The 25,475-nt window shown below is 64.2% G+C and carries 22 protein-coding genes; 14 read left to right on the forward strand and 8 right to left on the reverse strand.

Features of this window, described 5'->3' with window-relative positions:
* Nucleotides 1-201 precede the first annotated feature (201 nt).
* Complete coding sequence (locus ASD86_RS16720) at nucleotides 202-1,806, reverse strand: PKD domain-containing protein (RefSeq protein ID WP_082578432.1); 1,605 nt, start codon at nucleotides 1,804-1,806, stop codon at nucleotides 202-204.
* 162 nt (nucleotides 1,807-1,968) lie between these two features.
* The gene (locus tag ASD86_RS16725; RefSeq protein ID WP_056113039.1) at nucleotides 1,969-2,277 is read right to left on the reverse strand and encodes a hypothetical protein; all 309 of its coding nucleotides are present in this window, start codon (nucleotides 2,275-2,277) and stop codon (nucleotides 1,969-1,971) included.
* Here ASD86_RS16725 and prmC point away from each other — a divergent pair.
* The 10 genes from prmC to ASD86_RS16775 all read left to right on the forward strand — a co-directional run bounded on the left by prmC (nucleotide 2,276) and on the right by ASD86_RS16775 (nucleotide 15,867).
* Nucleotides 2,276-3,103 (forward strand): peptide chain release factor N(5)-glutamine methyltransferase, encoded by an 828-nt coding sequence (gene prmC / locus ASD86_RS16730; protein ID WP_056113042.1) that lies wholly within the window; start codon nucleotides 2,276-2,278, stop codon nucleotides 3,101-3,103. The two genes, ASD86_RS16725 and prmC, sit on opposite strands and share 2 nt — an antisense overlap.
* Nucleotides 3,104-3,224: 121 nt before the next feature.
* A complete protein-coding gene (pip, locus tag ASD86_RS16735) occupies nucleotides 3,225-4,166 on the forward strand; it encodes a prolyl aminopeptidase (protein WP_056113045.1) in 942 nt (313 codons plus the stop codon).
* A 500-nt stretch (nucleotides 4,167-4,666) separates the two neighbouring features.
* Nucleotides 4,667-7,009 carry a glycosyltransferase family 2 protein gene (locus ASD86_RS16740; protein ID WP_082578433.1) on the forward strand — a complete coding sequence of 781 codons (2,343 nt, stop codon included), beginning with the start codon at nucleotides 4,667-4,669 and terminating at the stop codon, nucleotides 7,007-7,009.
* Entirely contained in the window at nucleotides 7,006-7,797 is a 792-nt protein-coding gene (locus ASD86_RS16745; RefSeq protein ID WP_056113050.1) for a hypothetical protein, read from the forward strand. The genes ASD86_RS16740 and ASD86_RS16745 overlap by 4 nt, the downstream gene beginning before the upstream one ends.
* Nucleotides 7,798-7,807: 10 nt before the next feature.
* Nucleotides 7,808-8,935: an ATP-binding cassette domain-containing protein gene (locus tag ASD86_RS16750; protein WP_162253683.1), complete on the forward strand. Its 1,128-nt coding sequence runs from the start codon at nucleotides 7,808-7,810 to the stop codon at nucleotides 8,933-8,935.
* 19 nt (nucleotides 8,936-8,954) lie between these two features.
* On the forward strand, nucleotides 8,955-9,824 hold the full coding sequence (locus tag ASD86_RS16755; protein ID WP_056113055.1) for a glycosyltransferase family A protein: 870 nt from the start codon (nucleotides 8,955-8,957) through the stop codon (nucleotides 9,822-9,824).
* A gap of 3 nt (nucleotides 9,825-9,827) precedes the next feature.
* Entirely contained in the window at nucleotides 9,828-11,519 is a 1,692-nt protein-coding gene (locus ASD86_RS16760; RefSeq protein ID WP_056113058.1) for a hypothetical protein, read from the forward strand.
* Between the two features lie 51 nt (nucleotides 11,520-11,570).
* Nucleotides 11,571-14,027, forward strand: coding sequence for an adenylyltransferase/cytidyltransferase family protein (locus tag ASD86_RS26055; RefSeq protein ID WP_082578435.1), 2,457 nt, complete (start codon nucleotides 11,571-11,573; stop codon nucleotides 14,025-14,027).
* Between the two features lie 45 nt (nucleotides 14,028-14,072).
* Nucleotides 14,073-14,807, forward strand: coding sequence for a class I SAM-dependent methyltransferase (locus ASD86_RS16770; RefSeq protein ID WP_056113061.1), 735 nt, complete (start codon nucleotides 14,073-14,075; stop codon nucleotides 14,805-14,807).
* 112 nt (nucleotides 14,808-14,919) lie between these two features.
* The gene (locus ASD86_RS16775) at nucleotides 14,920-15,867 is read left to right on the forward strand and encodes a class I SAM-dependent methyltransferase (protein ID WP_157476767.1); all 948 of its coding nucleotides are present in this window, start codon (nucleotides 14,920-14,922) and stop codon (nucleotides 15,865-15,867) included.
* A 61-nt stretch (nucleotides 15,868-15,928) separates the two neighbouring features.
* Here ASD86_RS16775 and ASD86_RS16780 read toward each other — a convergent pair whose 3' ends face one another.
* From ASD86_RS16780 to ASD86_RS16790, 3 genes are all read right to left on the reverse strand, one after another.
* Nucleotides 15,929-16,495 carry an NUDIX hydrolase gene (locus ASD86_RS16780; RefSeq protein ID WP_056113067.1) on the reverse strand — a complete coding sequence of 189 codons (567 nt, stop codon included), beginning with the start codon at nucleotides 16,493-16,495 and terminating at the stop codon, nucleotides 15,929-15,931.
* Nucleotides 16,496-16,668: 173 nt separating this feature from the next.
* A complete protein-coding gene (locus tag ASD86_RS16785; RefSeq protein WP_056113071.1) occupies nucleotides 16,669-17,613 on the reverse strand; it encodes a 5'-3' exonuclease H3TH domain-containing protein in 945 nt (314 codons plus the stop codon).
* A 23-nt stretch (nucleotides 17,614-17,636) separates the two neighbouring features.
* A complete protein-coding gene (locus tag ASD86_RS16790) occupies nucleotides 17,637-18,221 on the reverse strand; it encodes a nitroreductase (protein ID WP_056113074.1) in 585 nt (194 codons plus the stop codon).
* A gap of 124 nt (nucleotides 18,222-18,345) precedes the next feature.
* Here ASD86_RS16790 and ASD86_RS16795 point away from each other — a divergent pair, with 124 nt between their 5' ends.
* The 3 genes from ASD86_RS16795 to ASD86_RS16805 all read left to right on the forward strand — a co-directional run bounded on the left by ASD86_RS16795 (nucleotide 18,346) and on the right by ASD86_RS16805 (nucleotide 22,785).
* Nucleotides 18,346-20,661, forward strand: a complete 2,316-nt coding sequence (locus tag ASD86_RS16795) for a DUF1631 family protein (RefSeq protein WP_162253684.1) — start codon at nucleotides 18,346-18,348, stop codon at nucleotides 20,659-20,661.
* Nucleotides 20,662-21,033: 372 nt separating this feature from the next.
* Nucleotides 21,034-22,137 (forward strand): NAD(P) transhydrogenase subunit alpha, encoded by a 1,104-nt coding sequence (locus ASD86_RS16800; protein ID WP_056113079.1) that lies wholly within the window; start codon nucleotides 21,034-21,036, stop codon nucleotides 22,135-22,137.
* A 3-nt stretch (nucleotides 22,138-22,140) separates the two neighbouring features.
* A complete protein-coding gene (locus ASD86_RS16805; RefSeq protein ID WP_056113083.1) occupies nucleotides 22,141-22,785 on the forward strand; it encodes a hypothetical protein in 645 nt (214 codons plus the stop codon).
* A 399-nt stretch (nucleotides 22,786-23,184) separates the two neighbouring features.
* Here the strand turns inward: ASD86_RS16805 and ASD86_RS16810 are convergent, their stop codons facing one another.
* From ASD86_RS16810 to ASD86_RS27920, 3 genes are read right to left on the reverse strand one after another with little or no spacing between them, the layout of a single operon-like run.
* Nucleotides 23,185-23,664 carry a DUF3106 domain-containing protein gene (locus ASD86_RS16810; RefSeq protein WP_056113088.1) on the reverse strand — a complete coding sequence of 160 codons (480 nt, stop codon included), beginning with the start codon at nucleotides 23,662-23,664 and terminating at the stop codon, nucleotides 23,185-23,187.
* Between the two features lie 6 nt (nucleotides 23,665-23,670).
* Nucleotides 23,671-24,123 (reverse strand): hypothetical protein, encoded by a 453-nt coding sequence (locus ASD86_RS16815; protein ID WP_157476769.1) that lies wholly within the window; start codon nucleotides 24,121-24,123, stop codon nucleotides 23,671-23,673.
* Nucleotides 24,120-24,632: an RNA polymerase sigma factor gene (locus ASD86_RS27920; RefSeq protein WP_036114424.1), complete on the reverse strand. Its 513-nt coding sequence runs from the start codon at nucleotides 24,630-24,632 to the stop codon at nucleotides 24,120-24,122. Before ASD86_RS27920 ends, ASD86_RS16815 begins: the two co-directional genes overlap by 4 nt.
* Before the next feature lie 512 nt (nucleotides 24,633-25,144).
* Between ASD86_RS27920 and ASD86_RS16825 the strand changes: the two genes are divergently transcribed.
* Complete coding sequence (locus tag ASD86_RS16825; RefSeq protein ID WP_056113093.1) at nucleotides 25,145-25,450, forward strand: NAD(P) transhydrogenase subunit alpha; 306 nt, start codon at nucleotides 25,145-25,147, stop codon at nucleotides 25,448-25,450.
* Nucleotides 25,451-25,475 lie beyond the last annotated feature (25 nt).

Consider the following 25,475-nt stretch of genomic DNA (forward strand, 5'->3'; position numbering starts at 1 on the left):
TTACAAGCTTCGCAGCGCTGGATGAACTGCCAGGCTTCAAGCGCGAGCGACATGGTCTACCTGTAGGAGCGGCGCAAGCCGCGACCGCGAAAACACAACCACGACGCCGCTTTCGATCCGGCCCGGTGCCCACCGATCGGATCGAATCCCCCAATGAAGCCGGCCCGCGATCGCATCACGAACCGGCCCCATTACCAAACCTCACCGCACCTCGAACTCATAAATCCGCGTAGCCGGATCGCCGTTCTGCGTCGGCGTGGTCACGTTGAGCTTGATGTAACGCGCCGACGTAGCAGTGATCGCATGGGTCGAAGTGCTGGCGGTGTTCGCGCTCGAGCTCACCGGCGTGCTCCAGGTGCTGCCGTTGCTCGAGGTCTGAATGGTGAACGCCTTGCTGTTCCAACTGGCCGATTCGCCGCCCGCGCCGGCATGCTTGACGGTGAAACCGCTGACCGTCTGCGCCGAACCCAGGTCGACCTGCAGCCATGCTGGCGAGGCGAGCGAACAGAACTTGTCGGTAGTGCCGCCGGAGGTGCTGCCGTTGACCGCCTTCGCCGCCGATTCGTTGCTGTTGCACGCGGCCGAACTGGTGACCGGTTTGTTGAGCGCCAGGTTGACGTTGCCCGCGCCCACCGACACCGTCTGGGTCTTGGTGTGGCTCGCGCCGCCGTTGTCGGTGACGGTCAGGCTGACGGTGTAGTTGCCGGCGCTCGCGTAGGTGCGCGAAGGATTGGTCGCGGTGGACGTGCCGCCGTCGCCGAAGTTCCAGCTGCGCGAGGCGATGCTGCCGTCGGCGTCGCTGGAGGAGTCGCTGAAATTCGCGGTAAGCCCGCTGATGCTGACCCCGAAGTTCGCCACCGGCGCGGTGTTGCCGCTGAGGGCGTTGTTGATCGCCGCCGCGTATTGCGCGCTGGTGCCTTGCGCCCAGCAGGCCTGGATGTCGTCGTACAGCCACAGGAAGCCGCCGCTGATGCCGGCGCTGGTCTTCCAGCCGGCCATGCGCGTGTTGACCTGCGCCGGACTGTCGCCGGCGCTGCAGCCGCTGCCGTGCTTGGTCCACAGGCCGGGCATGACGGTCATGCCCATCGCCGTGTTCCAGGTGGCCGGGTTGTTGCCGGCGCCGCCGTCGTAAACCTGCAGGTAGATGCGGTCGACCGAGGCGCCCAGGTTGTCTTTCACGCCCTTCCAGAAGCTTTGGTTGGTGTAGGGCGCGAAGGTGATCTTGTAGCCCAGCCCGACCAGCATCTGGCCGAAGGTGGTGGTGTCGGCGACGTTGTAGTGGCTCTCGTCGTCGAAGTTGACCGCATCGGCGCCGGTGGCGGTCTTCAGCGCCTGGAAATTGCGGTACAGGATGCTGCCGCTGCCGGTGCCGCAGACCAGGGTGGTGCCGCAGCCGGCGGCGGTGCCGTTGGCCAGCTTGGACATGCGCTCGAAGTCGGGCACGCCCCAGGCACCGATCGAGACCTCCACGCGCTTGACCGAGGTCGGCGCGGTTTTCAGCGTCGCCAGTCGCGCCGGCCAATCGGCGTCGGCACCGACGTAGGCGCCGTTCTTGACGATCGGGATGTCGTTGTAGACCAGGTCGCCGTTGTCCTCGATGTGGATGCTCCACAGGAACACCGTGGTGAACCCGGAGTTGCGCAGATCGTTGATCACGGTCTGGCCGCCGGAATAGAACGGGCCGCCGCCGAAGATCGCCGATTCGGCGCCGATCGCGGCCGGCGCGGCCAGGGCGAGGGTCAACGCGGCGAATGCGGGCGCGAGCCGGCGGCGGGTGGCGGACGGTTTCTGGTGCGACTTCGACATGGAGCGGTCCCCTGCGATGAGCGTCGGCGGCGACGCATTGGCGGCAATGCGCGTTCCCGCGTCGCGATGGCGGGCGCGGCGCGGGAACGCAGTCCTTGTCGCCGTGCGGCGACGGGGCGACAGTGCGAGCGCGGATTTCGGCGTGTCAATATTTGGATCGATTTAAAACAGGTAAATTCGTTTAAACCCGGCGCGGTCGCGAAGTTTTTCCTGAGCAATCAAGGTGCTGTACCGGTTCGCGTGCGGACGCGCGGATTCGACGCGGCGCACAGATCGCCAACGCGGTGCGTTGCGTCGCAGCACGGTTTCGCGCGGCCGCCGGATTCGCGCGGCGTACGCGTGCGGTTCGCGCGTCACGGATCGCGAGTCGACGCCTTGCACTCCGATTCGCGGCAACCGGCGCAATCCGGACCAGCGACCGATCGCGTTACGATGGCGCCCCTTTCCGCCGATCCCGTCCGCGCCGCCCATGACCCGCATCGATGCCCTGCTGCGCGAGGCGCGCCAACGGATGGACGCGGCCGATGCCGAATTGCTGGTCTGCCACGCCCTCGGCAAGTCGCGCAGTTGGTTGTTCGCGCATGCCGACGAAATGTTGGACGAGACGAAGGCGCAAGCGGTGCGCGAACTGATCGCCCGCCGCGCCGATGGCGAGCCGGTGGCCTACCTGACCGGCTCGCGCGGGGTCTGGCGCTTCGATCTGCGGGTCACTCCGGCGACCTTGATCCCGCGTCCGGAAACCGAGCGGCTGGTCGAACTGGCCTTGCAGCGTCTGCCCGAATCCGGCGCGTTCACGCTCGCCGACCTGGGCACCGGCAGCGGCGCGATCGCGCTGGCGATGGCGATGGAGCGGCCGTCGGCGCGGGTGATCGCGGTCGATGTCAGCGCGCAGGCGCTGGAGGTCGCGCGCGGCAACGCCGCGGCGTTGGGGCTGGAGCGCGTGGAATTCCGTCAGGGCGATTGGTTCGCGCCGCTGGCCGGCGAGCGTTTCGACCTGATCGCCAGCAATCCTCCGTATATCGAATCCGACGATCCGCATCTGCGCCAGGGCGATCTGCGTTATGAGCCGGCCAACGCGCTGGCCTCGGGCGAAGACGGCCTGGATGCGATCCGCGTCATCGCCCGCGAAGCGCCTTCGCATCTGCGTCCGGGTGGTTGGTTGTTGATCGAACACGGATGGACGCAGGGCGAGGCGGTGCGCGCGTTATTGCAGTCGGTGGGGCTGATCGAGGTCGCGACCGAACAGGATTGGGAAGGCCGCGACCGGGTCAGCCTGGCGCGCCGCGCGCCGGACTGAAGCGTCGCCCGCATCCAGGCGGGCCGATCGATGCGAGTATCCGCGCACAGACCGCCGCATGCGCGCGCGATCGGCCGGCCGGTCCCGGTAAACTGGCGCATCCCCGACTGCGAGACCTGCGATGCGCACGCTCTATCCCGAGATCGAACCCTTCGACACCGGCACGATCCAGGTCGACGATCGTCACAGCCTGTATTACGAACAGTGCGGCAACCCGAACGGCAAACCGGTGGTGCTGCTGCACGGCGGTCCCGGCGCGGGTTGCAGCCCGAAGATGCGGCGCTTTCACGACCCGGCCAAGTACCGCATCGTGCTGTTCGATCAGCGCGGCGCCGGTCGCTCCACCCCGCATGCGGATCTGGTCGGCAACACCACCTGGGATCTGGTCGCGGATATCGAAAAACTGCGCGTGCAGCTCGGCATCGAGCGCTGGCAGGTGTTCGGCGGTTCGTGGGGCGCGACGCTGTCGCTGGCATACGCGCAGACCCATCCGCAACGCGTCACCGAACTGGTCCTGCGCGGCATCTTCATGTTGCGGCGCTGGGAGCTGGAATGGTTCTACCAGGAAGGCGCCTCGCGTCTGTTCCCGGATGCGTGGCAGCACTATCTCCAGGCGATTCCACTGGTCGAGCGCCACGATCTGATCAGCGCGTTCCATCGCCGCCTGACCAGCGAGGACGAACAGACCCGGCTCGACGCCGCGCGCGCCTGGAGCGTGTGGGAAGGCGCGACCAGTTTCCTGCATGTCGACCAGGACTTCGTCAGCGGCCACGAAGACGCCAAGTTCGCGCTGGCGTTCGCCCGCATCGAGAACCACTATTTCGTCAACGGCGGCTTCTTCGAAGTCGAAGACCAGTTGCTGCGCGACGCGCACAAGATCGCCGACATCCCCGGGGTGATCGTGCACGGTCGCTACGACGTGGTCTGCCCGCTGCAGAACGCGTGGGACCTCAAGCAGGTGTGGCCGAAGGCGGAGCTGAGCATCACCCCGGCCTCGGGCCATTCGGCGTTCGAAATCGAAAACATCGACGCGCTGGTGCAGGCGACCGATCGTTTCGCCTGATCGCCTGCCGACTTGACCGCGGCGTCGGGCTTCGGCCCGATGCCGCTGGAAAAACCGCTTAACCGCTGCGATAGCGGCCGCGCCATCGCAGCGCTTCGTGCCATGCCGGAGTCGTCGCTCCCGACTTCGCCGCCGATTGTCGGCACGCGCCGTCGCGTTTCGATCCGTTCGCTTCGGATGCGGCGTAATTAATGTGCGTGCGCATAGCTTGTTTAATACAGGCCGTTGTTGAATTTCGCGCAAATCGCGGCACAGCAAACTCATAAAGCCCCGCCGCGCGCCCTTCGCGCCGCTGCTTTTCAGCCGAAATTACCCCGCCCGTACAGCGCGCACGGCACCCCGCCGTTTGCTTGACATTTCTCTGATCAGAGTGTGATTCTCTAATCAGAATAAATATTTCACGAGTTGTTTAACGCCGCGGCGATGCGGGGATTTCGCCGGTGGTGATTTGAGTGGGGGCGGGCGCGGTGCGTCCGGGTCACGAGGGTGCGGGGCAGGGGATGTCGAAGAACAGTTCACTACATCGGCTGGGTCAGCCGTGGGCGCTGGTGCCGTTGCAGCAATTGCTGGAACAGCCCGACCCGTCCGACGCGCGGTCTCGCTACATCGCCGAGGGTGACGATCCTCAATTCGAGGTGCGCGCGGCTCACGGGGGCGCGTTGCCGGCGACCGGCTGGTACCTGTTGACGGTGGATTTCGCTGTCGACGACGGCGCGATCGTCGCGCCGTGCCTGTACCCCGATTATGGCAGCGGCCTCAACGAATCCATCCGCATCGACCTGGCCGATCCGAGCGCGAACGGACGCTCGCGGACGGTGATCGTGATCGGCCCGTCGCTGCTGGCGTTGCGTTTCGATCCGACCGAATGCGGCGCGTGCTTCGGCCTGCGCCGTTTCGATTTCCAGCCGATTTCGCGCGTGCGCGCGGTGTTCGAAATGCTGCGCGGCATCCAGCGCATCACCCGGCGATTGCTGTGGGAAGACGCGTTGACCGCGTTCGCGTTGTTTCTCAGCCGGGCCTTGCGCGGCAGGGTCGGCGCCGGCGGCGAACTGCTCGCGCAACGCTACCGCCGCACCCTGCGTCAGCGCGCGCATTCGTATCAACAGTGGCTGGCGCGGTTCGGCGGTCATCTGTCCGAGCGTGCCGGCGCCGCATCGATCGACCCGGCCGGCGACGGCCCGCTGATCTCGATCGTGCTGCCGGTGCGCGACACGCCGCTGCCTTGGCTGCGCCGCTGCATCGACAGCGTGCTCGCCCAGACCTATCCGAACTGGCAACTGTGCATCGCCGACGACGCCTCCTCCTCGGGCGCGGTCAAGCGTCTGTTGCGCGGCTACGCCAGTCGCGACCCGCGCATCGCCGTGCATTTCCGCGAGAACCACGGGCATATCTGCGAGGCGAGCAACAACGCGATCGATCTGGCGCGCGGCGAGTTTATCGGCTTCCTCGATCACGACGACGAACTGCATGTCGATGCGCTGGGCGAAATGGCGCGGGCGATCGGCGAGCATCCCGATGTGCGCTTGCTGTACTCCGACGAGGACAAGATCGACGAATCGGGCGATCGCTACGAGCCGCATTTCAAACCGGCCTGGAATCCGGACCTGCTGTGCGGGCAGAACTATGTCTGTCACTTCACCGTGATCCAGGCCGAACTGGTGCGCGAGCTGGGTGGATTGCGTCCCGGCTACGAAGGCGCGCAGGACCACGATCTGATCCTGCGTTGCGCCGAACGCATCCAACCCGATCAAATCGTGCATGTACCCAAGGTGCTGTATCACTGGCGCTCAAGCGGTGAATCCACGGCGCAAAGCGGCGGCAGCAAGCCCTACGCGCTGGATGCGGGCAGGCGCGCGATCGAGGATCACCTGGGCCGCACCGGCGTGGACGCGAGCGTTGAGGTGACGCAGCATGGCTATTACCGCACGGTGCGCAAGCTCGGCGCGGAACCGCCCCAGGTATCCGTATTGGTGCCGACCCGGGATCGCGCCGACCTGTTGAAGAAGTGCATCGCCAGCTTGCTCGAGCGGACCTCCTATCGTTCGTACGAAATACTGGTGATCGACAACGGCTCGACCGAGCCGTCCGCGCTGGCCTACCTCAACCAGCTTCGAACGCGCGAGCGTGTCCGCGTTATCGAGTATCCGGGCACTTTCAATTTTTCCGCGATCATCAATCATGGCGCGCATCATGCAGCGGGCAGCGTGCTGTGCCTGCTCAATAACGACACCGAAATAATCGCCGCCCAATGGCTGGACGAATTGGTGTCGCATGCTACGCGCACCGAAGTCGGCGCCGTAGGCGGCATGCTGTACTACCCCGGAGACACCATCCAGCACGCGGGGGTGATCCTCGGCGTCGGCGGCATTGCCGGCCATGCCCACGTCCACCTGCGTCGCGGCAGCAACGGTTACCTCGGGCGCGCGGGTGTCGTGCAGAACATGAGCGCCGTCACCGGCGCCTGCCTCGCGATACGGCGCGAGGTGTTCGACGAGGTCGGCGGCATGGACGAGGGCCTGGCCATCGCGTTCAACGACATCGACCTGTGCCTGCGTATCCACGAACGCGGCTATCGCAACGTGTGGACGCCGTTCGCCGAACTTTACCATCACGAATCGGCGAGCCGCGGACACGAAAACACGCCGGAAAAACGCGCGCGCTTCCGCACCGAGACCGACATCATGCGCCAGCGCTGGGGCGACCTGTTGCTCAACGATCCCGCCTATAACCCGAACCTGTCGTTGAACAGTCTGCATTTCGAGCTGGCGTTTCCGCCGCGTTCCATGGCCAGCCGCGTCTCGGGCGCCGTTCGGCCTTCCCATTGCGTACTGGTGAGCCCATGAGCCTATTGTTCACGCATCTTCTGCACAGCTTGAGGCGACCGGACCATTGGGTCTATGGAAGCTGGCTGGATACCGTAGTCAAATACCGAAAGACTCGCTTGGGCATTGTCTGGCTGTTGATTCCCACGGTCGTATACATCTGGGGCATCGGCGGTTTCCTGGCCGCGTTGCAGCCAGGCGTCAGCGGGCCGAATTTTCTGGCGCACGTCGGCATGGGCTTCCTAGTGTTTAGATTTTTTTCGACTGTGCTGATCGACGCTACATCGGTCTTCGCCAACAGCCAGTCCTACATCTATGACGGTCATGTGCGCCTGACCGATTTCGTTCTGCGATCCGTGGCGCGGTCGTTCTATTACTTCCTGCTTTCCCTGCCCGTGGTTGCGATTGCCGTACTGGCTTCGCCGCAATTCGACCCGGCCGGACTAGCGCCATCGATCGCGGGCATGGCGGTGGTTGTGCTGAACCTGTTTCTCTACGGCGTACTGTTTTCGATCGCGGGGGCTCGCTTCCCGGATCTGCACGAACTGATGGGCAGCGCGATCATGGCGTTGTTCTTGATCACGCCGATTGTCTGGTACTCGAGTGCGGCCTCTGCGGAGACATTGCATGGCCAGTTGATGCGATTGAATCCGCTGTATCACTTGCTGGCGGTGGTGCGTGGTCCGTTGCTCCAGGAAGCTGTCGAGCCGACGACCTATGCCTATCTGGGCGGGCTCACGCTGGTGGGCGTATTGCTTGCGTCCGTTGTCTACGGCGCGAAGGCACGTCGCGTGCCCGTTTGGCTTTGAGGTTGAAACCATGACTGTATGCCTGAACGTCCATGACGTATCCCTAGAATTGCCTTTGGATCTGCAGCGTGGCTCGACCGCGGGCGCCATGGGTTTCAAGGCCGCGCTATCCGGCAGTGTGCGTCGCTATGCCACCGTATTGTCGCGAATCGAATTTGCTGCTCGCGAGGGCGACAGAATTGCGTTGATCGGATTGAATGGTGCGGGAAAGAGCACGCTGCTGCGGGTGCTCAACGGCGCGTTGGCTCCCACCCGTGGCTCGGTCGAGCGTCGCGGCACCATGCAATCTCTGCTCAACGCGACAATTGGATTTTCGGAATATGCGTCGGTCACCGAAAACATCATCCTCCGCGGCACTGCGATGGGTCTACGGCGCCGACAGCTGCTGCACGCACTGGGCGACATCCTGGACTTCTCCGGCCTGCGCGATCGCGCGAATTACCGATTGCACGCCCTGTCGTCCGGACAGCGAATGCGCTTGGGGTTCGCGATATCCACCTGTGTTCAGCCCGACATTTTGCTGATGGATGAGTGGATCGCCACCGGCGACGCTGCGTTCATGGAGCGTGCGCGAAGTCGCATGGAGGACCGATTCAATCACAGCAGGATCGTGGTGATGGCAAGCCACGGAATAGAGCTGCACAGGCGTGTGTGCAACAAGGCGCTGGTGATGGACAACGGAAAGATGCGCTATTTCGGCGATATAGAAGAAGGCATAGAGGCCTATCAGGACATCGTTTCCAGGGTCGGCGCGCAGTTGCAGACGCAGGCCCGTGCATCCGATCCCTTGTTGTTCGGACACGCCACGGGCGTGGTTGAACGGGTACGCATCGTGGAAGGCGGCATCGAGCTGGAAGGTTGGGCGACCGACGACCGGGGCGGCGAGGTCGGCATGGTCCTGGTCGAAGCAAACGGCGTTCGCGAAATGCTGGAGCCCGAGCGAGTGGATCGCCTGGACGTGCGCCTGCATCTGGCGAAGAAGTCGGGCCGCTATGGATTCCGGGTGACGATGCTACGGCCGGCGCGCTTCGACCCCGACGGATTCATCAGCACCTTGAGGGTCAGCGCCGGTCGATTGGCGGGGAAGGCCGGTGCGCCGTTGCCGTTGGCGAACGCCGCGCTAATCGAAATGAATTGAGACAAGTGGCGAAATAATCATGTTCAAGAAGGCGGCGGTAAAAGCGGTTGAAAAAGCGGAAAATGCGTCCGCGCTGAACGATGTCGTCAGCGTGATTGTACGTTTCCACGACATACGCGAGCTGCCAAAACTGGAGCGGGCAATCCAGAGCTTGCATGCGCAGACAGATGCGGAGATTCAACCAATCGTGGTGACGCAGCGGTTCAGTCCATCGGATGTCGAGGCCACTTCGCGCGCGGTAGCCAGGCAGTGGTTCTTCGATTGGCTACCCGCCGCCTCGGTGGTCAACTATTCGGACGAAGGGATAGGCGATGCGCGTTCGGATCTGATGAATCTGGGGATTCAAAGACATCTGAAGCTCGGTAATCGCTTCCTGGCGTTCCTGGATTACGACGACATTCTCTACACGCATGCCTACAAAATCCTGAAGCGACCGCTGCTGGAAACCCAGGTGGCGGTTTCATTCGCCGGCATCGAGATGGCGCATGCGGTCGGTATGCGCGATTACGACTTCATATACGACATGAGCTATCCGTTCGTTGGCAAGAATAAGATGGATTTGGTCAAGGATAATTTTTGTCCTTTGCATTCGTATCTAATCGATTGTTCGAAAATTGATCCATGTGAGCTGTATTTCAGGAGCGAGCTGAGCCGGGTCGAGGACTACGACTTCCTGCTGCGCGTCGCCGGGCCCAACCCTTGCGATTTCTCCGCGCTCGGTTGTCGGATAGGCATTTACATCATCCGTAGCGATCACAGTAACAGCACCCCGAGCAACAACGGAAGCGAAGAGGATCGCGAGAAACAGGAGGTATGGAAGCGCAATCGCGATCGCCTTGACGCCTTGCGCAGTACCTACCAAGTGAAACTGTTCGCCTCGGATTTTTGATCAATGTTGAACGAAAAATTAGCCGAAATGGCATTGTTGCGTGAGTCGGGCTTGTTCGATCCAGAATATCTGGCGCGGGCCATAGGCGTGGACCTGAGCAAAGCGGCGAGTGTCCCGGTCGAATTCATGTATCTCGAGAGCCGAGACTACTGGGGCGCCTCCACCTCCGCGCTGTTTAACGGGCGCTACTATCTGGATAGCAATCCGGATCTGGTCGCAAGCGACGTCAATCCGCTGTTGCACTACGTTACGCATGGATTCTTCGAGGGGCGTGCGCCCTGTGTTCTGTTCGACATGGACTACATTCTCGAACAGATTCAACCAGGTTCAAGCGGATGGGATCTGGAGCGAAAGCGCGAGCAGTTCCGTCGGTTTCGCGGACTACGCCATATGTTGCAATGCACCGACGTCGATCCAGGCCCGTTCTTCGAGAACGCGGTGTACCGCAAATCCGAGGGGCGACCGGCCATGAACTCCGAGGACATTCCATTGGAGCGCTATCTCAACGTCCGAGGGCGCTGCGATGCCGGATACCTGGAATGCAGCTCGCTGGCATCCATGGCGTACTACATGTCGGACAATCTTGACTTGGAGCAGGCCAACGTCGTCCCATTACTGCATCTGATCCAGTACGGACTCGCCGAAGGGCGACGATTCGCGCCCGACGAGCGGGTTAGTGCCCAGTTCCTGAGGAACTCCGCACATCTGTCCGGAAACGATGCGTTTCGCAGCGTCAAGGGATTCCTCGCGCATACCAGGGGAACCGGACGCATCGCCGGGCCTGCGTGGCCGACACCCTATGCCCGCGATTCGCTGCCATCGCTGCGTCATCGAGCCCACGAGCGTCGACGCGATGCGTTCATTGGGATAGTGCTTTACGACAATAGCGAGGAAGAGCTCAGGCGTCTGGATGCGTCGCTGCGAAATGAAGTGCGCATCAGCGACGGCTATCGTATCGATTGGATGTACTACGTGAACGATCCCGAAAACCTTCCGCGATATCGAAAGGTTCTGGGCGACAGGATCATTTTCGACGAGAACTGCGCAAACATCGGCTTTGGTCGAGCGCACAACGAATTGATGAGGCGCTGCTTCGATACGGATCGGTTGTACATCGGGGCCAACCCGGATGGGTACTTCACTCCGGGTTGCATAAAGGCCTTGCTTGATTTTTCCGACTTCTATGGCGATCAGGCCTTGATCGAGGGAAGTGCGGCGCCTATCGATCATCCGAAATGGCACGATCCGGTGACTCTGGATACCGCTTGGGTTTCCGGTGCTTGCTTCGCGCTGCCCTACAAGCTTTGGACGCAGGTCGGCGGGTTCGACGAAAAGATTCATATGTACTGCGAGGATGTCGATCTGTCGTGGCGTGTCAGGCTGATCGGTGGCTACCTCAAGGTGTGTCCGGCCGCCCGATTCGTGCATGACGTCACGCCGAGGTTCATCGGCGACAAGGCATCGACGACCGAGCGCAGCCGCCAGCAATCGATGTTGGCCGGTGGATACTACCTGGCTCGAAAATGGGGTGGGGACGAGCAAGCACAGCGGTTACGCGAGGAGTTCGGTCGACTGGTCGGCCGCGACAATCTGCATCTTCTCGAAGAGCCGGTGTTCGAGATGGATCGCAAGATCGCGCGAAAGGTCGCGGATTTTTCCCTGCCTAGATTCGCCCCGTCACGGTTCTGGAACTGAGATGCGTCGCTCGCTCGATCGCCCAGACAACGTAAAAAGATCGTCCGGCCAATGAAAAAAGTCATAACGTTTGGAACCTTTGACCTGTTGCACGACGGACATTTGAGGATTCTGGAGCGGGCGAAATCGCTGGGCGACTACCTGGTCGTGGGCGTGTCCACGGATCACTTGAATGCGCAGAAGGGCAAGCGTTCCTTCTTCGACCAGAAGCATCGTATGGAATGCGTCGCGGCTCTGAAGGTCGTAGATGAGGTGTTCTTCGAAGACTCGCTGGAGCGAAAGGATGAATACATTCGCGAGCATGGCGCCGATTTGCTCGTCATGGGTGACGATTGGCGCGGAAAGTTCGACTGGGTCAGTTGCGAGGTAGTGTATCTCACCAGGACGCCGGGAATTTCATCCACCGAGGTGAAGCTCGAGCTTGGGGATCGCTTCAAATGCAAGCGGGTTCTATTCGGCGATACCTACATCCGCAAACATTACGACTGCGCCTTGAGTCTGGTCAACGAACTCACTGCCGCCAATATCGCGCCGATATTCTCGGCAGGCCAGACTCTGCCCAGCGGAGTGGATTGCGATTGTCTGGTGTATTTCAATCTTCCGATGAGCGCACCGGCGAGCGAGTACGCTAGCAAGCCCAGGGTATTGGTCGATCATGGCGCCAGTCACTTGAAGTGGTTCTTGTCGAACCCCGCGCGTTTCGACTTCTTCGACGTGATCGTCACCGCAGGACCGGATCACACCAATGCCCTGCTGACGTTCTTTTCCGACATCGGCGGCAGCTACGGCAAGGTCAGGTCGGCCGGATTCATCAAGTCCGGGCAACTGCTGCAGCCGCCCTTGTTAAGCAGGGAGCAGATCGCGCTCAAGTATGCGCTGAACCCCGCGCGGCCCATCATTCTGTTCGCGCCGACCTGGCACATTTCCAATAATCCGGACATGGCAGCCGCGATTTTGGAGATAGCCAAGATCGATAACCATGTCGCGTTGCTGCATCCAGAAACCGCGCATCTGGATGTTTCAAGGCTGAATGTCGCGCTGAACGAAAGCGGAGTGGTCAGTGAGCTGCTCAAGCATGCCGACTGTGTGGTTTCCGATCTCTCCTCGACGATCTACGAGGCCGCGGCGTTGGGGCGGCCGGTCGTGCAGCTGTTGCTCAGGGAGTATTCCGACAACAATGCCGTCGTTTATGACTTCCCCTATGCAGCGGGCACGGCCGAGCTGTTTTGTGGCGGGTTGCCGACACGTCCGGATGGAGTGATGCGCGCCGTCGACAGGATCCTGGCAGCGGACGAGCATGTGTCCGTGGCCTTGCAACGCATGCGTAACAGAATCCTGCATGGTACGAGGATCGAGGCAGGGAGCGTGAAGGCAGTGGCGACGGAGATCGCTCGTGCGTGTGACATGGAGCAAGGGCGGTCCCTGGTCGAGCTGCGCGAGCGACGAAAGACGGAGTCCTCTTATTCGGCCGCGCACCAGAACTTGTTCTTCTCACGAAACCGCTTGATTGCTCAAAAAGGCGGCAGGTTCAAGGGAGTGAATGAGTCAAGTTCCCGCGAGGCGATCGAGTGCGCTTTGGTCGCGGTGGATTGGGTGGAGTTGGAATTCTCCCGCTGCGCTGATGGCGTCGTCGTCGCGCGGCAAGGAACCGAGGAAAAATACGGACTCAAACAAGAATTCATATCGACATCGACAGAGCAGTTCCTGCTGAGTCGGTTCGAGGGCGGGTTGACGCCGATCGCCGTCGAGGATGCGATCGGGCTTTGCGCGCGAAAGGGGCGGGCCTTGGTCTGCGGTATTTCAAGTGACCGGGACTACGAATTCACCATCTCGCATCTGGCGAACACATCGCGCTCGGCTGGCTTGATCAATCAGGTGGTAATGAAATGCTACAGCGTGGAGCATTTCGATGCCGCGCTCAGGTCGGGTTTTTCAAGAATCATTTTGTCCGTTGAGAAACGTCACGCGAACGATCCGCTCGGATCGGAGGCCTTCGACTTCATTGACGCGTGCCTCATGATCAATTCGCGTTGCGTGGTCGGTATAGATGTTCCGTACAAGAACCCGTCGATGGTCCTTTCCTGTCTGGACGATCCGCGCACGCTCGGCCTATATGCGACCTGGAAGCGTGTGTACGTGCATGGGGCGCCGCCGAAGGAGTATGGTCGTATTCTCAACCAGAATTTTGGCCTGTTCGCGCACGGCTACTCGGCCGCTTACGATTTCTCCGATAAGCCGCAGAATTTTCATTGGCCGACATATCTTTTCCTGCATCCCGACGTGGCCAGGGCCGGGTTGGCCAATCCTGTCGGTGCGACGTTGCACTATCTCACCTATGGCGCCAACGAGGGTAGGGCCACCCGCTACTCGGCACCCGCGGATTTTATGCATGGCGCGTATCTGGACCTGAACCCTGGACTGAGGGACGCGGGCATCAGTGGGGAGCACAGCGCAAAGGCGCACTGGACAAAATACGGAGCGGTGGAAAATCGACGTTACAGGCGTTAGCTCGATGGCGTCTTTTCATATCCATGACAAGCAGGTTGGCGCGGCATGAAGCTTCCGCATTTCATCAGCAGTTATCTCAATCAAAGTCGCAGCCTGATCGGATCGCACGATATGGCCAGGGCGATGGAGCTGGCGGTGGGTGGGGACTTCGAGACGGTTGGTGTCTTGGAGTTCTGTTTGCTCAAGCATCTGGGGTTGCGACCGGAGCAATCTATCATCGATGTCGGTTGTGGCAGCGGTCGGCTCGCGGTCCAACTCAAGGATTATCTGGTCGGAAGCTTCGTTGGAATCGATGTCGTGCCGGAGTTGCATCAGTACGCGCGGACGCTGTGCGGACGAAATGACTGGCGTTTCTACACGGCGCCCGGCGTCACGATTCCCGAGCCGGATGAGTCGGCCGATTTCGTCGTGTTCTTTTCCGTATTCACTCACCTGTTGCATGAGGAAACCTATCGCTATTTACGTGAGGCCCGGCGCGTTCTCAAGCCGGATGGACGAATCGTATTTTCGTTCCTGGAATTTCGTATCGCCTCGCATTGGTTCATTTTCGAAAATTCGGTGCGCGACGAACGGCCTGAGAAGGTGCTTAATCAATTCATCGACCGCGACATGATCGGCGCCTTCGCCCGTCATCTCGACTTGGAAATTGTTCAGATCCACGATGGCCATCTTCCGCATATTCCGATTGACCGGACCTTGCGCTGGGCCGACGGACGGGAGGTCCGCGACATGGGGACGTTGGGACAGTCGGTGTGCGTGCTGGGTCGGGCCGTCGCTTGAACGACCCACTTGTGCGGCTGAAGGCAGTTGCGTGCCGGCGTGGTGCGTCCGCGTTGTTATTGTCGACGATTCGTGTCCAAGACGGCTGCATCGGGCGCGGGGATGAATATTCGTGAACGCACTTCCACTTCAGGTCGTCGCTGACGAAAGCAACTACGATGAAGCTGCTTATCTGCGCGGGAACGCGGATGTAGCGCGAGAGGTGGCGGCGGGCCGTTGTGCGAGCGGCCGGGCGCATTTCGATGCGTTTGGTCGGTTCGAGCGGCGCGGTCTGCGTCTGACGATCCCGGCGTCCTGGAAGCAGGAAAAGCTGGCGAAGGTGCGCCCGCTGCTGAGCGCGGAGATGGAATGCGTGGAGTCGATGGATTGCCTGAATTTTCTGAGCGCGGAACTTGCCGAAGAGTTCGGCATCGTCGCTACCGAAAACGTCAGCTCCCACGGATACGACCACGAGGCGCTAGGTTTGGTCGAGCGCCATCGCGACGGACTCGTGCTGGATTGTGGTGCGGGACTGCGCGACATCTATTACCGAAACGTCGTGAATTGCGAGGTCGTGGCTTACGACACCACCGACGTGCTGGCGGTCGCCGAGCGTCTACCGTTCACCGACGAAAGCTTCGATGCGGTGCTGAGCTTGAATGTACTCGAACACGTCAAGGACCCGTTTCAGGCGGCGCGCGAATTGATGCGCGTGCTCAAGCCGGGAGGTCAGTTGATGTGCGTGGCCCCTTTTCTGCAGCCGCTGCATGGCTATCCCCATCACTACTACAATATGACCCGGCAAGGCATAGACAATTTATTTTCCGGATTGTTGGAGCGGCGCATAGAAGTCTACGGCGCCATGAAACCGATATGGGCCTTGAATTGGTTTCTCACTCGTTACCACGCCGGACTGCCGCCCGAGTCTCGCGAACGCTTCGCGATGATGACCGTCGCCGAGCTGATGACCTCTCCGGAGACATTGGAGCTCGACGGGATCAACTTGGGATTGAGCGCTGGGGCTTGTACCGAATTGGCCTCGGCCCATGCCTTGTTCGGATGCAAGCCCGGTCGCAATTGAACGGGCGCGCTGCGACAGCGTGTGATCGTTTTGCCGTGGAATTTGAAGCGCTTGGGGTCGTTCAACCCACCGCCGACCCATCCGGATTGCGCTCAATCATCCAAAGCCCCGCCCACAGCTTGAGGTCGAGTTCGTAGCCTTCCGCCTGTTTCTGCATCAGCCACATCGGCGCGGTGGCGCGCGGGACTTCGTGGACGATGATGTCTTCGCCGGCCACGCCGCCGCCGTCGCCGACCTTGCTCAGCTGGGTCGCGCGGACGAAGGCGATGCGTTCGCTGCTCATGCCGGCGGAGGTCGGGCCGGTCAGCAGGACCTCCACGCGCGCGGGGTCCCAGCCGGTTTCTTCGATCAGTTCGCGTTGCGCTGCCGATTCGAGGGTGTCGTGGTCGTGGTCGTCGCCGACCAGGCCGGCCGGCATTTCGATGGTGCGCGCGCCCAGCGGCACGCGGTACTGCTCGACGAACAGGATGTTGTCGTCGGGGGTGACGGCGACGATGATCACCGCCATGCCCTTGCCGTGGGTGCGTTCGGCGTATTCCCAATGGCCGCGGCGCATCATGCGCAGCCACTGGCCGGTGTAGATGGTTTCGATCGGTTGGTCGTGCGCGGTGTGATCGGCTGAGGTCATTGCGTTCCTCGCAGGGTCGTCTCGCGTGAGCGAGGCGCTTGGGCGTGGCTGGAAGGGGGCGCGTCGCGACGGAGCCGGCCGGGACCGGCCGCGGCCGTGCGGCGACGCGTTCATGTTCTCAGCGTACCGCAGCGGGGCGGGGTCGGTCGGTGCCGCGCCGCGGGCGGGTGATGCTACGACGGAACCTGTGACGCGGCGAAGTCCAGGCCGACCGCTTCGTGCAGCCGGCGCCGGGTCATCGGTCCGAAGCGCAGACGGTCGCACAGTTCCAGCAGGCCGGCCGCATTGGCGGGACCGCGCACAAAATGCCCGCTGCTGTCGCCCAGCGGCGCGTCCAGCGCGATCGTGGTGAGTTGCCTGCACAGCAAGGCCTGCGCGCGGTGTTCGCGCAGCCGCGCCGCGGCGCTGGCGGCGCCGCGCAGGCGCAGGAACGGGACTTCCTCGACCCGCGCCAGCAAGGCATCGAGGGTATCGAAGTGGGCGAGCAGGGCGGCCGCGGTCTTGGCGCCGATCCCGGGCACGCCGGGAATGTTGTCGACCGCGTCGCCGGTAAGAGCGAGGTAATCGGCGACCTGGCGCGCATGCACGCCCTGGCGCGCGTGCACGCCGTCGGCGCCCCAGCGTTGGCCGCGGGCGAAGTCCCATTGTTCGTCGTGGGTATCGAGCAACTGCGACAGGTCCTTGTCGGCCGACACGATCACCCCGCGGTAGCCGTGACCGCGCATGGCCACGATCGCGCTGCCGATCAGGTCGTCGGCTTCGTACTGCGAATCCGACAGCACTGCCAGGCCGAGCGCGCGGCACAGCGCCTGGCAGTGGCCGAACTGGCGCTTGAGCGCGTCCGGCGCGGGATCGCGATTGGCCTTGTAGGCCGGATAGATCGCGTTGCGGAAGCAAGAGTCCAGCGCTTCGTCGAAGGCGACCGCGATATGGCGCGGGCGTTCGCGTTCGATCAGTTCGAGCAGGAAGCGGGCGAAGCCGTGGACGGCGTTGGTCGGCCAGCCTTCGGCGTCCTGGAACTCGTCGGGGATCGAGTGCCAGGCGCGGAACACGTACAGGCTGGCGTCGACCAGGTAGACCGCGGTAGGCGCGGCCGGTGTGGGTGCGGCGTTGTTCATGGGCTCATTCAAACACGCGGCGCTCAGGTCGGCGACCAGGCTTGCGTCAATTCGGCCGGATCGGGGCGCTCGCGTTCGGGCGCATCGAGCTTCGGCGTGCCGATATGGATGAAGCCGGCGATGCGTTCGTCGGCCTGCAGGCCCAGCCAGTTCGCGACCTGTTGATCGTAGGCCGGCCAGCCGGTCAGCCAGACCGCGCCGAAGCCGAAGGCCTGCGCCGCCTGCAACAACGCGAAGCACACGCTGCCGACGGTGAGCACGCGTTCGAACTCGGGGATTTTTTCGTCGGGGCCGAGCTTGGCGATCACGGTGACGATCAGCGGCGCGGAGGAATACCGGCCGCGGTCCTTTTCGATAGCGGCCTCGCCGGCGTTGGGAAACACCTCGATGCCGCGTGCGGCGACGCGTTCGCCGAGGGCGTGGCGCGCGTCACCTTCAATGGTGAGGAAGCGGAACGGCACGCGCTTGCCGTGATCGGGCACGCGCACGGCCGAGGTCAACATACGTTTAAGGGTGGATTCGTCCGGTCCGGGCGCGGTGAGCTGCTTGGCGGGCACGGATCGACGGCTGTCGAGGGCGATGAGCAAGTCGGGGGAGGCGGTGGGCATGGAAGTAAGTTGAACCTCGGTCACAAAAATGAATGGCGACACATAAATGGACGCATCTAGGCACTATCCTGACCGTGGCAGTCGCAAACAGACGCGACCGCATCCATCAGGGGGAACTCCGTACGTGTCCGGTCATTTGCACGGCGTCGTTCAGACCACGCGCAGCGATCCGTCGCGCGTGCTCGAAGAAATCAAACGACAGACGCTCGAGCAACTCGGGGGGCTGCCGGGCACCTTGTATGGACCGATCGAGGAAGCGCTGAAGGCCGACTCGCTCAAGGGCGACGGTCGCAATCATCATTACGAAGACCAGGCCGCATTGTGGATCCTGCGTCAGCAACAGGCCAGCCATGTGATGGCGTTTCGCCAGCAGGTCGGTCACGGCTTCGACGCGTTCCGCCAGCCCGGCAGCGTGGTCGGCGGGCTCGGCGGTTCGCCGCTGCAACTGGTCGGCGAGCAGCAACTGGCGTTCGACCTGGACGGCGAGCGCCTGACCGAGGCGCTGGAAGTGCGCTATCAGCGCCCGCTGGAAATGATCCGCAGCCGTCTGCAGATGATGTCGCAGGCAATGGGCGCGCCCGAAGGCGACAACCCGCTAGGCCCGTACCGGCTGGTCAAGGCCTTCACCGCCATCTACAGCGAAGCGCAGGTCAACGAGAGCCTGCGCCTGCGCCTGTTCCGCCAGTACGAATACGAACTCGCGCGGCTGCTCGGCGACTTGTACGGCCGCGTCAACAATCTGATGGCGACGGCCGGTTACGGTGTCAGCATGGGCGGCGCAGGCGCGCCCGCGGCACCGGCTCGCGCGGCCGAAGAGCGCCGCGACCGCAACACGCTCGACAGCGTGTTCGACACCGTCCCGCATCGCGAGGCTGCCGCGTCCGTGCCCCACGACTACAACGCTCATTCCGCCGCGAGCGGCGGTTACGGCGGCGGCCAGGCCGCGCATGCCGGCGGTCACGACAGCCAGCCCAATAATCAGACGATTTCGCAGGCCGATGTGGCGGCGATGGCCAGCGAACTGGCCGAATTGCGTTCGCAACTGCACGCCTGGCGCGAGGGCATGGTCAAGGCCGGCGGTCCGCCGCCGGGGCAGGCGCCGCAGCGTTCGATGGCGCCGCGGCGCGAGCTGCGCATCGACGAAGTGGTCGGCATGGCCTCGCTGTTGCAGCCCGAACCGCCGGACGCGTACGCGCGCGCGTTGGCGGTGTCCGGACGCCTGGGCGAAACCATCCGCGACCAATTGTTCGACGGCGCGCGCCGGCTCGGCTTTAATCCCGACCAGACCTGCTTCAGCGCCGAAGAGGACGATGCGATCGATCTGGTCGCGTTGCTGTTCGATTCGCTGTTCCGCAATCACGCCTTGCAGGACCGCGCGCGGCGCGTGTATGCGCGGCTGGTGATGCCCTACGTCAAGGTCGCGCTGACCGACAACGAGGTGTTCGTCAAACGCGAACACCCGGCGCGGCGCCTGCTCGATGCGATCACCGAAGCCTGCGAAGGCAACGACGGCGAAACCCCGCAGGACCGCGATCTGCTCGAGCGCGCTTCTGATATTTCGCAGCGCATCGTCTCCGATTACAACGAAGACCTGGCGGTGTTCGAGCTGGCTCACGCCGAACTCGACGCGTTGTTGTCGCAGCATCGGCGCCGGATCGAACTGCAGGAACAGCGCGCGGCCAAGGCGACCTACGGACGCGAGCGCCTCGGCGCGGCGCGCAGCCAGGCCGACGCGGCGGTGCGCGAACGCATCGGCGAAGGCCGGCTGACCCAGGCGGTGGCCGATTTCCTGGCCACGCCGTGGCGTCACCACATGGTCCAGGTGCTGCTGCGCGAAAACGAAGATCCCAAGCGCCGCGCCCAGGCGCTGGCACTGGGCGACGCGCTGGTGATGGCCGACAAGCTCGCCGCCGAGAACCGCGGCCGCGAACTGGCCGATCAGTTGTTGGCGCTGCAGCCGATTATCGTCCAGTGCCTGGCCAGTTCGGGCCTGGACGACAGCGCGGCCCAGCACGGCATGGCCGGCCTGGTGCGGGCGCTGGCGACCCCGGACAGCGAGCGCGACGAACATGCGCCGCCGAGCGCGTCGGAGGTCGAGGAAGACATCGCCGAGGAGCGCCGCCTGTACATGGCCGGCGGCGGCGACGGTTCCGGCGCGCACGATCCCTTGCTGGCCGAACGCATGCGCCAGCTTGAGCCGGGCGATTGGCTGCGCCTGACCAACACCCAGGGCGAGACCGTCGCGGTGAAGGTCGCCTGGGTCAGTCCGCTGACCTCGCGTTTCCTGCTGGTCAACCGGCGCGGCGTACGCGCGCTGGTGGCGTCGGCGGAGGAATTGGCGGTATTGGCGGCGTCCGGACGGTTGTTGGTCGGCGCCGAACGCACCGCGTTCGATGAAGCGATGCGGCAGGTGCGGCGGCATCTGGATCGGGTGATCTGAGTTACCGCGAGCGGGCGGGCATTAGGAAGCTGCGTTCGCTGTCGATGCTTGCTTGGCCGTAGCGATGTCCTTATCTCGAGAAGCACTACCACGACGGGGCGAAAGCCCCGAAGTTTTTTGTGGGAAGGCCTTCAGGCCCGACGCTTTCGGCTCCGATGCGGCGACTTGACCGGAAGGCGTCGGGGCTGACGCCCGTTCCGCGAAACCTCGCGGGGTCGCGGCGACCGAACGGCTCAGACAGGCACCCAGCTTGGCCCCACGATGTGACCCCAATCCGTTTCCGCGCGCTGCCGCCGTCGCCGTCATCGATCCGAGATCGCACGGCCGCCGGGCATTCCGCTACGATGCGGTGAACGGGGTACGGAGCGGAGCATGTCGGGCATTACGATTGGCGTTGCGAGCGAAACCGCATCAGGCGAGAAGCGCGTCGCGCTCACGCCGGAAACCTGCAAGAAACTGGTCGCCCGCGGCGCGCGGGTGCGCGTGCAGCGCGGCGCCGGCCGCGCGGCGAGCTTCACCGACGATGCCTATGTCCAGGCCGGCGCCGAACTCGCCGACGACGCGGCCGCGGCCGTGGCCGACGCCGAAGTGGTGCTGTGCGTGCAGGCGCCCGATCCGACGCGGCTGGCGACCCTGCGCGAAGGCGCGGCGCTGGTCGGCCTGCTGCAGCCGCAGGCCGATGCCGCGCGCGGCGAGGCGATCGTCGCGCGCAAACTCAATGCCTTCCCGCTCGAACGTCTGCCGCGCACCACCCGCGCGCAGGCCATGGACGTACTCAGCTCGCAGGCCGGCATGGCTGGCTACAAGGCGGTGCTGATCGCGGCCCAACTGGCGCCGCGCTTCTTCCCGATGCTGACCACCGCGGCCGGCACGATCCGTCCATCCAAGGTGCTGATCGTCGGTGCCGGCGTCGCCGGCCTGCAGGCGATCGCGACCGCCAAGCGCCTGGGCGCGCAGGTCGAGGGCTTCGACGTGCGCCCGGAAACGCGCGAACAGATCGAATCGCTCGGCGGCAAGTTCCTCGACCTGGGCGTCAGCGCCGCGGGCGAGGGCGGTTACGCGCGCCAGCTCACCGAGGAAGAACGCGCCGAGCAGCAGCGCCGGCTCGGCGAACATCTCAAGAACATCGACGTGATCGTCTGCACCGCCGCGGTGCCGGGGCGCCCGGCGCCGAAGATCGTGACCGCGGCGATGATCGGCGGAATGAAGCCCGGCAGCGTGCTGGTCGATCTGGCCGCCGAAACCGGCGGCAATTGCGAACTCACCCGGCCCGGCGAAACCATCGACGTCAACGGCGTGACCGTCGCCGGGCCGTTGAATCTGGCCAGCAGCGGCGCGGTGCATGCCAGCGAGATGTATGCGCGCAACGTGTTCAATTTCGTCAGCCTGTTCGTCAACGATGGCGCGGTGAATTTCGACTGGAACGACGAATTGCTGACCAAGACGGTGTGGCCGGAGCGCGCGGCGCCCGCCTGATCGGTGAAGCGGATCGTCACCCGCGAGGATGCGATCGCCTGGTTCAAGGACCAGGGTTTCCTGCATTGGCCGGGCGCCGAGCGTCCGGGCCATATCGGTGTCGCCGGCGAAGCCGAACGCGTGGTGCTGGGTGCCGGCGGGCCCGGGGATCCAGGCACGGTGCTCGATCTGCATCACGACACCTTTCTGATCGCTCAGAACGGCGCGCGCTGGCAGGTCGTGGCCAGCGCGGCGCAGAGCGACGACACAAGTTTCGATTCCTTGCATGAGGCCGCGGTCGAAGTCGGCCGCCGTATCAACGCGCTTCGCAACGAACGCGGCCGCGGCCATGACGCGCTCGCCGATGCGCTGTCGCAGTTGCGCATGCGTGGCTTCGCGGTGCGCAGCGACCGGCATTGGTCGTCATCGCGCATCTTGCTGTTCGACGTAGCGCAGGGCGACACGTCGGATACCGATGAGATCAAGCGCAGCCGCGCCGTTTTCAGCCTGAGTTTCGATCCGCGACTCGGGGATTGGCGCGTGCTGGGCTATCGCGAGCCGCATCGCGGCGAGGAAATCAGGTTCGAAGCCTTGCATGACGCGATCGCCTGGTTGGCGGTGCGGCTGGATGGGGTTGTGGCGGCGGATGCGGGTGGGGTGTTGCGCTAAGGCGCGCGGGCAGGCGCTATTGCGGCCGATTTATCGAGTTTCCGCGGGTTGCGTCGCGGCGGCGCCTGGCGTTGCGGCGCCCCCTCCTAAGGGGATCGCGTGTTTGAGGCGATCACGCTGTGGTGGTGGCCAGATGAAATGCGGTGGCGCCGTGGATGCGGTGGCGCGGTCGCGGCTTGCGCCGCTCCTGCAGGGGGCCGTCGTAGCCGCGATCAGGCCCTGTAGGAGCGGCGCAAGCCGCGACACGCAAGGTTCGATGGCGACGTCATCAGGTCGCCCGGATTAAATAGGCGGTGCGCGCTTGTGGCTTCGGCCAGCGCCGGGTCAAATCGATTCCCGATTCCCGATTCCCGATTCCCGAAACCCGAAACCCGAAACCCGAAACCCGAAACCCGAAACTCAATCCCGCGGCCGCCGCCCACCCTCGGGCTTCGGCGGCGCGGGATTGGCCTGCACCCAGGCGCGGCGCTGCTCCGGAGTCATGGTGCGCCACTTCTCCATCAGCGCGCGACGCGCATTGTCGTCCAGGCCGTGCATCTTGCCGAACAGGGCGCGCATCTGGCCGCGCTCTTCCGGGTTCAGATGCTCCCAGCGCTTCATGCCGCGGCGTGCGTCCTGGCGTTCGTCGGGGCTCATCTGCTGCCAGCGACGGGCGTGTTCGAACATGCGCTCGCGTTCATCCGGCGAGTTGTTCCAGCGGTCGCGCATCGGCGCGATCAACTGCTCGCGCTGCGCCGGGCTGAGCTGCTCCCACTTCGGCAGGTTGGCCGCGGACGCGCCCGAAGGCGGGGGCGGCGGCGCGGCGAAGGCCGGCGCGGCGAACAGGACGCCGACGGCCAGGGCCAGGCCGGCGAAGCGGAGCGTAGCGAGGCGACGCATGGCGGGTTACTCCGTGTGAGTCGGCAGGGCGTCGGTGTTGGACGCCAGCCACAGGTAAAGATCGGGACTTTCGTCGAGCGCGGCGACCGCGGTGTCGGGGTCGTAGCTGACGTCGACGACCGGGTGGGCGACCTCGGCGGTGCCGGCGAGCGCGGGCACCGCGGTGACGCCGGGCGCGCTGCCCGAGCTCCCCGGATTGCCGACGAATTGCAGGCCCAGCGCCAGCGCGAACGCGGCCACGCCGCCGCTGGCCAGGGCCCAGCCGAACACGCCGCCGCGGCGCTGGGCGCGCGCGGTGGAGTCGTTGCGGATTGCGCGCAGGCGCATGCGGGTGTCCGGGCTGACCTGTTCGACCGCCTGCGCGTACATCGCGCGCATCGCCGCGTCGAAGCGCTGCTCCGGGTCGTCGTGCCGCTGGGACCGCGACGGGTCGCCGCCGGGTGGGTTGTGAGTGTTCATCGCCATTCCTCCAATTGCCGCTGCAGGGCTTCGCGTGCTCGCGACAGATGGGTTTTCACCGCGCCTTCGCTGCAACCCATCGCCCGCGCGGTCGTGGCGACGTCGAGTTCTTCCAATATGCGCAAGGAAAACGCCTCGCGTTGCCGGCGCGGCAGCTTGGCCAGCGCGTCGGCGAGTTTGCCGTAGGCCTCGCGGCCGTCGTGGGTGCGCGAGGGGTCGGGGCCGTCGTCGGCCCAGTCCATCGGCGCATCGTCGTCGTCGCGCGCGGCCGGCATCAGCCAGCGCAGGCGGAAGGTGCGGCGGCGCTGGATGTCGACGATCCGGCTGCGCAGGATGCTCCAGAACAGCGGCGTCCATTCCTGCGGCGGACGCTCGCGGTAACCGAGCATCTTCATCATCGCGTCCTGCACCGCGTCCAGCGCATCCTCGCGATGGCGCAGGCCGAGTTCGGCGAAACGGAACGCGCGCGTGCCCAGCCCGGCCAGGAACTCCTCGATCGTCGCCGGCAGACGCGCGGGCGGTTCTTGCTGCGCCTGCTCGTGTCGGGCCTGCTCGTGCCGGGCCTGCTCGAGCCGGGCGTGTTCCTGCTGGACCTGTTCGATCGAGGCGGTGTCCGGCGGCGCGCTCTCGCGCAGCCTGCTCGTGGACGCAGCCGGGTCCGAGGCCAAGCCTGGCGCCGTTCGTGGCGTGCCCGGCACGGCCGACTCCGGGCGTGCGCCGGCCGCCCGCCGGTGGTCGTAGCGGTGTTCCAGCGGATCGCTCGGCGGGTCGTTGTCGACGCTCACGGCCTCCAGCATACGGGCGCTTGGCGGTAGCAGCACCTGGACCTCCTCAACGGCGGCCGACCGGGCCGGGCGGGCGAGTGTGACGGCGGGTGGTGGTCGGCATGGGCAAATCCAGGCACCGGAATGTGCGGCGCTTACACAATCCGCAAACGTCCCCGCCCCGGATCGGTTGACAGCGCTGGCGCTGCATTCACGGACGGTTATGATGCGGCTGACATCGCATGGGGACAGAACGGATGAGCGACGGGTTCGTGGCGCTGTATATCTTCATGCTGGCGGGTATCGCCGGCCACGTCATCATTTCGCGGGTGCCGGTGATCCTGCACACCCCGCTGATGTCGGGTTCCAACTTCATCCACGGGATCGTGCTGATCGGCGCGATCATCGTGCTCGGCCACGCCGACACCACCTTGGAGAAAGCCATCGGTTTCGTCGCGGTGCTGCTCGGCGCGGGCAACGCCGCCGGCGGCTACGTGGTGACCGAACGCATGCTGGAGATGTTCAAGTCCAGCAAGAAGCCGGCCGGCAAGGCGGGCGGTTGAATGAGCGCTTTCGTGCCTTCGCCGC

The sequence above is a fragment of the Lysobacter sp. Root690 genome (genome assembly GCF_001427785.1).
Taxonomy (GTDB): Bacteria; Pseudomonadota; Gammaproteobacteria; order Xanthomonadales; family Xanthomonadaceae; genus Lysobacter.